This is a genomic window from Acinetobacter sp. YH12116 (genome assembly GCF_013418895.1).
Classification (GTDB): Bacteria; Pseudomonadota; Gammaproteobacteria; order Pseudomonadales; family Moraxellaceae; genus Acinetobacter; species Acinetobacter indicus.
Genome location: NZ_VPBE01000057.1, coordinates 1 through 5,315, shown reverse-complemented (window position 1 = coordinate 5,315; position 5,315 = coordinate 1). Strand labels below are relative to the sequence as shown.

The 5,315-nt window shown below is 33.4% G+C and carries 4 protein-coding genes; 3 read left to right on the top strand and 1 reads right to left on the bottom strand.

Translation table 11 applies throughout. The features are described from left to right. The first annotated feature begins 403 nt into the window (after window positions 1–403). Window positions 404–1,369 carry a transporter gene (locus tag FTU54_RS14905; protein ID WP_180074901.1) on the top strand — a complete coding sequence of 322 codons (966 nt, stop codon included), beginning with the start codon at window positions 404–406 and terminating at the stop codon, window positions 1,367–1,369. Between the two features lie 99 nt (window positions 1,370–1,468). Here FTU54_RS14905 and FTU54_RS14900 read toward each other — a convergent pair whose 3' ends face one another. Then, window positions 1,469–2,095: a TetR/AcrR family transcriptional regulator gene (locus FTU54_RS14900; RefSeq protein WP_168370623.1), complete on the bottom strand. Its 627-nt coding sequence runs from the start codon at window positions 2,093–2,095 to the stop codon at window positions 1,469–1,471. A gap of 464 nt (window positions 2,096–2,559) precedes the next feature. Between FTU54_RS14900 and FTU54_RS14895 the strand changes: the two genes are divergently transcribed. Continuing rightward, window positions 2,560–3,636, top strand: coding sequence for a hypothetical protein (locus FTU54_RS14895; RefSeq protein ID WP_180074900.1), 1,077 nt, complete (start codon window positions 2,560–2,562; stop codon window positions 3,634–3,636). 96 nt (window positions 3,637–3,732) lie between these two features. After that, window positions 3,733–5,187, top strand: a complete 1,455-nt coding sequence (locus FTU54_RS14890; RefSeq protein ID WP_180074899.1) for a benzaldehyde dehydrogenase — start codon at window positions 3,733–3,735, stop codon at window positions 5,185–5,187. The last annotated feature ends 128 nt before the right edge of the window (window positions 5,188–5,315 follow it).

Below are 5,315 nucleotides of genomic sequence, written 5' to 3'. Positions count from 1 at the left end.
GACAAGCATCGTCATTTTATTATGGTCAGCCTCAGGGTGAAGTGTGTCTAATCAACAGGGTTTTCGGTCTCTAAGTACTTTTTAAAGGGAACATCATCGACTCAAATCTCTATTTGCAACAGTGCCAGAAAAAGTGGGGTTCAGCGGACGCTTACTTCTTTATAAGAAAAATTTATTGTTTTAATTTTTTCTTGACACTCTGTTGGGATTGTATAAAAATCACACTTAACCAAACGGTGTCGTTTAGTTAAGTGTGATAAATGAATTAACTTAATACTAATAATTTTTAAATGGATATTTCATTATTTTGGATGGTTTATACCACACATAAATAGTTTTATTTTTTAAAGTGATTAGTATCACTGTTATTAAACAATCTCAGTATAGAAATAAGGATTTTTCTATGAAGTCATCTTTTAAATTTTTGTATCTATTAAACATTATAACTTGCACAAGTATGTCTTATGCTGCAATCCCGAGTGTAACGTTACCTAATGGCATTAATTTAGGAGCAACCAGTTTTTATGATGGGTTTGGAGGTAAACCTAATGATTCTATTTGGCAAACCTATATTGGCTATTCAAATGCAGGCAACTTGAAAGATAGTCACGGGAATAATGCTTTACCAGGAAAATCTTCTTTAAAAACAACAGTAATAAACAATCAATATGTTTATATGTTTGATACTCAAAAGACAATACTTGGAGGTCATCCAGGTTTAGATTTAATTGTTCCATTTATACATTTAGATGCAGATATGAATGGTCCTGTTCAACTTAAAGATAAGCCTTTTGGTATGGGAGACCCAACGATTGGGATAGATATTCAACATGATCCAATTTATTTTAAAAACAATCCAATATTTTCTGATCGTCTAGGTGTTGGTATTACAATTCCTGTTGGTGAATATGACAAAAATAAAGATATAAACCCAGGCGCAAATTTTTCATCTATATTTTTATATGCTGCAATGACATTTAATTTTAACGAAAATATTTCCCTTAGCTTAAGGCCATATTATTACTATAATTTTAAAAATACTTCACCATCAAGTAGCATACCACTTGATGATAATATTAGAAATACGCAATCAGGTCAATTTTTAACTACTAATTATAATCTAGGATATAAGATGGGGGAGCATCTTACCTTAGGTATAAATGGATATTATCTTCATCAATTAACAAAGGATAAAATTAATAACGAAACTATAGATAATTCAAAAGAAAATGTTTTTGCAATTGGGCCAGCTTTTATGCTTGATTATGGTAATAATAAATTTTATGTAACATCCCATAAAGAATCTAAAGTTGAGAATAGATTTGAAAATTCTGAAAATGTTATATTTAGATGGTTATATTTGTTTTAATGTTAAATTTGCCTGATGATTTTATCAGGCAAATTTAATTTATATTGAATGATTGTGATGCAAAGCTATGATTTATTAATTTTTAAAGTGAAATTCAGCTTAATTATTATTAACTTTAATGATATGGCTCAAGGAAAATGCTGCTAAAAAAAATTTAACAGCATTTTCTACAGAATTTTTACACTTATTTGATGTAGGTGCATCATCTAACCCCCAAAGTTGACGTTCAACAAGTTCAGCATCACACATTGCTTTGAAGTATATGCCTGCCTGCTGTACATCTGCTATATCTATTATTTTTTTATTAATGAATATTTGCAATGTTTCACATATTGAAAGATGTATGTTGCGTGGCCCATTTTCATAAAAAATTCGAGTTAATTCAGGCTGCCGACCTGATTCACTAATAATTAATCGATTTACTGCAATGATATCTGGACGTGTCATTAATTCTAAATATGCCATTCCTAAGCGATGTAATGCTTCAACAAGATTTTCTGTTTTATTTGCAAATGCAAAAGATTCACGCGCACCAATGGCAGCTTCATTAACAACTGCTTCAAATAAAGACTCTTTGCTTGGGAAATAGCTATATAAAGTTGCTTTCGAAGCACCAGCCTCCGTTGCTATTGCTTCCATGGATGTGCTTCCAATTCCTTGTTTTATAAATAAATCTTTTGCAGTTTTCACAAACAAGAGTTCTTTATCCTTAGTTTTTTTTCGCATATCGTAATGATCCAATTAATTTTGCTTTGGTAAATTAATTCAAAAAATAGACTACATTTATGTCCAAATTAAGCTTGACATTAATTAATAGGTGTATAAAAATCACCTTTAACTAAACGGTTTCGTTTAGTTAAAGGTGGCGCGTGTGATTGCATTATATATGTTGGTATCTCAAAAATGTTAAGCAATTCTCCCGTAATATTTAATATGGGTAGCATTTTATAGATGTTGCTCATTTGCCAAAGTAATTAAATGGAAGAATGAAAAAATGATTTTTTCATTCTAAATATGATTTTTATGATATCAAAATCTTAGGAAATTTAGGCATGTAAATTATTGAGTCAATTTCTACTATGCATAATAAATAGTAACTAAGAAATTAAATATTAAAACACAAAAAATGAGTTTTCCTAAATTGTGTTTTTAATATTTTCTAGATATCAATAAATATAGGAAATACTTCTATGAATAGTTCGCCAAAAAAATGGATTAGGGCTGAAATTGAGACACTAGATCCAGAAAAAGATTATGTGAGAATCTGGCAACTTGCGACTTGTTATGATTCCAGTGAGTTTATGTCTAATTTGATGTATGCCTTAACATTTCCTAATTTTGTTGTTACGGAATGGGGGTCAGAAGTTGTCTGGCGAGATAAAGGTGGGAAAGTTGTAGAACGGGCTAACTCTCGGGTAGAACAAACTCAAAGCACAAATGCTTTATGGTGGTGGTATGGCCCTCATGATGAACGCACAAAAAAATCTGTGGAAGGAATTAATAACTTGCATGCATTTTGGGCTAAGAAATATCCTGGAAACTTTTCATATCAAGAAGACTATATTTATGTTTGTGCTTTCTCAGCGATATTAGGTCATCGCTTTCGACTTCGCCTAGGATTACCTGGAGTCTCGGAAAATGAAAAAATAGCTTCTCATAAATTTTGGGGGGAAATGTGCAAGTTATTTCGAGCGGAAAATAATATACCAGTAGAGGGATACCCAGAAGATTTTGAAGGTTGCATTCGCTTTTGTGAAGACTTCGAAAATACGCCAAGACCTCAGCCTGAACAAGGGAATTTAATTGCATCAGCAATTTATGAACAATTTGTTCAACGTCATTTCCCTGAAGAATTACATTGGTTAGGTCATCAATTAATTCGTAGCCTTGCTTTACCGTCGACTTTGAAAACAATGCAAATTGATCCTCCTTTACCAATGGCGCAAGAAATCCTTCCTAAAATGCTTGCCTTTATCCTTTGGCATAAAGATACATTTGAGGATGATCCTCCGCGTAGTTTTATTGAAATGCGCGAAGAGATGAGTGACGAGCAACGAAATACTTTTAAACAGAAAATTCGTGATTTGGATAAAAAATTTCCTGCACAGTTTTCGGCTCTATACAAAGATGATCCAAAATTTACAGGCTGCCCATTTCATTCAGCTTTACCAAAATATGAAGGTGAAAATGAATTTAAACCTGATGACCAAATAGAGAAAATTGAATCAACTGTCGCTGGTAAGGTTGGATTGGAAAGTGCCAATTAAACTATTTGAAACTTTTAATTGATAATTAATGTTTCATTGTTATCTGATGGTGAGACAGAGTATTACTTTTATTTAACAGGATGTTAGGAAATTATTATGTCATTAATCACTCAATCGATTTTGAATGGAAAATTATTTAATGGTACTTGGTTTGATACAGAAAATCATTATAGCGTTGAAGAAGTTGCAACGGGTGAAACGCTTGGTAAAATTGGATATGCAGATAAATACAATGTTATTGAAGCAGGGAAGCAAGCCCAAAAAGCGCAAAAGGATTGGTGGGCTCTAAGCTATCAAGAACGGCAAACTGTATTTGAACGAGCTGTAGAAATTGTAGTTGAACATCAGGCTGAATTAGTAGAGTGGATTGTCAAAGAAAGCGGTTCTATTGGTTTGAAAGCTAATTTTGAAGTTAATATTGCCTTACAGGTTTTAAAAAATTGCGTTGCTTTGCCAAGCATGGATCAAGGAACCGTTCTCCCAACTTCGAATGGAAAGGTTAGTATTGCCAAACGTCTTCCATTAGGTGTGGTAGGCGTAATTTCTCCATTTAATTTTCCATTATATTTAGCTATACGTGCTGTTGCACCAGCCTTGGCTTTTGGTAATGCTGTCATCCTTAAACCGGATGAGCGCACTGCAGTATGCAGTGGTTATGCTATTGCAAGAATTTTTGAACTTGCTGGTTTGCCTAAGGGGTTACTGCATGTTTTACCTGGCAATGCTGAAACTGGAGAGGCTATAACCATTGATCCTAATATAAATAGTATTCAATTTACTGGTTCAACAGCAGTAGGCCGTACTATTGGTGCAAATGCAGGTAAAACTTTAAAAAAAGTATCACTTGAGTTAGGTGGTAAAAACTCACTTATAATTTTGGAAGATGCTAATATTGAATTAGCTGCTAAAAATATTGTTTGGGGTGCATTTCTTCATTCGGGACAAATTTGTATGACATCAGGAAAGATACTGATTCATCAGAATATCTATACAGAATTGAAAAATAAGGTTGTTGAGAAAGTTAAGGAATTTGTTGTAGGTAACCCAACTCAAGAAAATGTAACAATTGGGCCATTAATAAATGAAAAGCAAAGCCTGCGAGTTAAACAATTAGTTAATGATGCAATAGAGCATGGAGCAATACTAGAAATTGGTGGAAACTCTAAAGGCGCCTTTTTTGAGCCAAGCGTATTATCTGCAGTCAAACAAGATAATCCTATTTTTAGTGAAGAAATTTTTGGTCCAGTAGCTGTATTAATTCCATTTTCAACAGACCAAGAAGCTATAGATTTAGCAAATATGGGGGATTATGGGCTATCGGCAGGTATTATTACCTCTAATGTTGGTCGCGGTATGAAATTAGGGCAACAGCTAAAAGTTGGTCTATTGCATATAAATGATCAAACTGTGAGTGATGAAACTTTAAATCCATTTGGCGGGTATGGTTCATCTGGAAATAGTACACGCATTGGCGGTCCAGCGAATGCAGATGAATTTACTCAATGGCAGTGGATGACTATACAAGCAGAAGCTCCAAACTATCAATTTTAAAGGCACTGTTGCAAATAGGCTGACATGATAAGCTAAATATCTTATTTATTTCGAGATACAGCAGATGAATCCCTTCCACGGTCGGCACTTTCAAGGTGAAATCATTCTTTGGGCTGTTCGTTGGTATT

What these genes read in the sequence shown, in the direction of transcription:
- FTU54_RS14905 (WP_180074901.1), top strand. Translation starts at nt 404, where the DNA reads ATGAAGTCATCTTTTAAATTTTTGTATCTATTAAACATTATAACTTGC.
- FTU54_RS14900 (WP_168370623.1), bottom strand. Translation starts at nt 2,095, where the DNA reads ATGCGAAAAAAAACTAAGGATAAAGAACTCTTGTTTGTGAAAACTGCA.
- FTU54_RS14895 (WP_180074900.1), top strand. Translation starts at nt 2,560, where the DNA reads ATGAATAGTTCGCCAAAAAAATGGATTAGGGCTGAAATTGAGACACTA.
- FTU54_RS14890 (WP_180074899.1), top strand. Translation starts at nt 3,733, where the DNA reads ATGTCATTAATCACTCAATCGATTTTGAATGGAAAATTATTTAATGGT.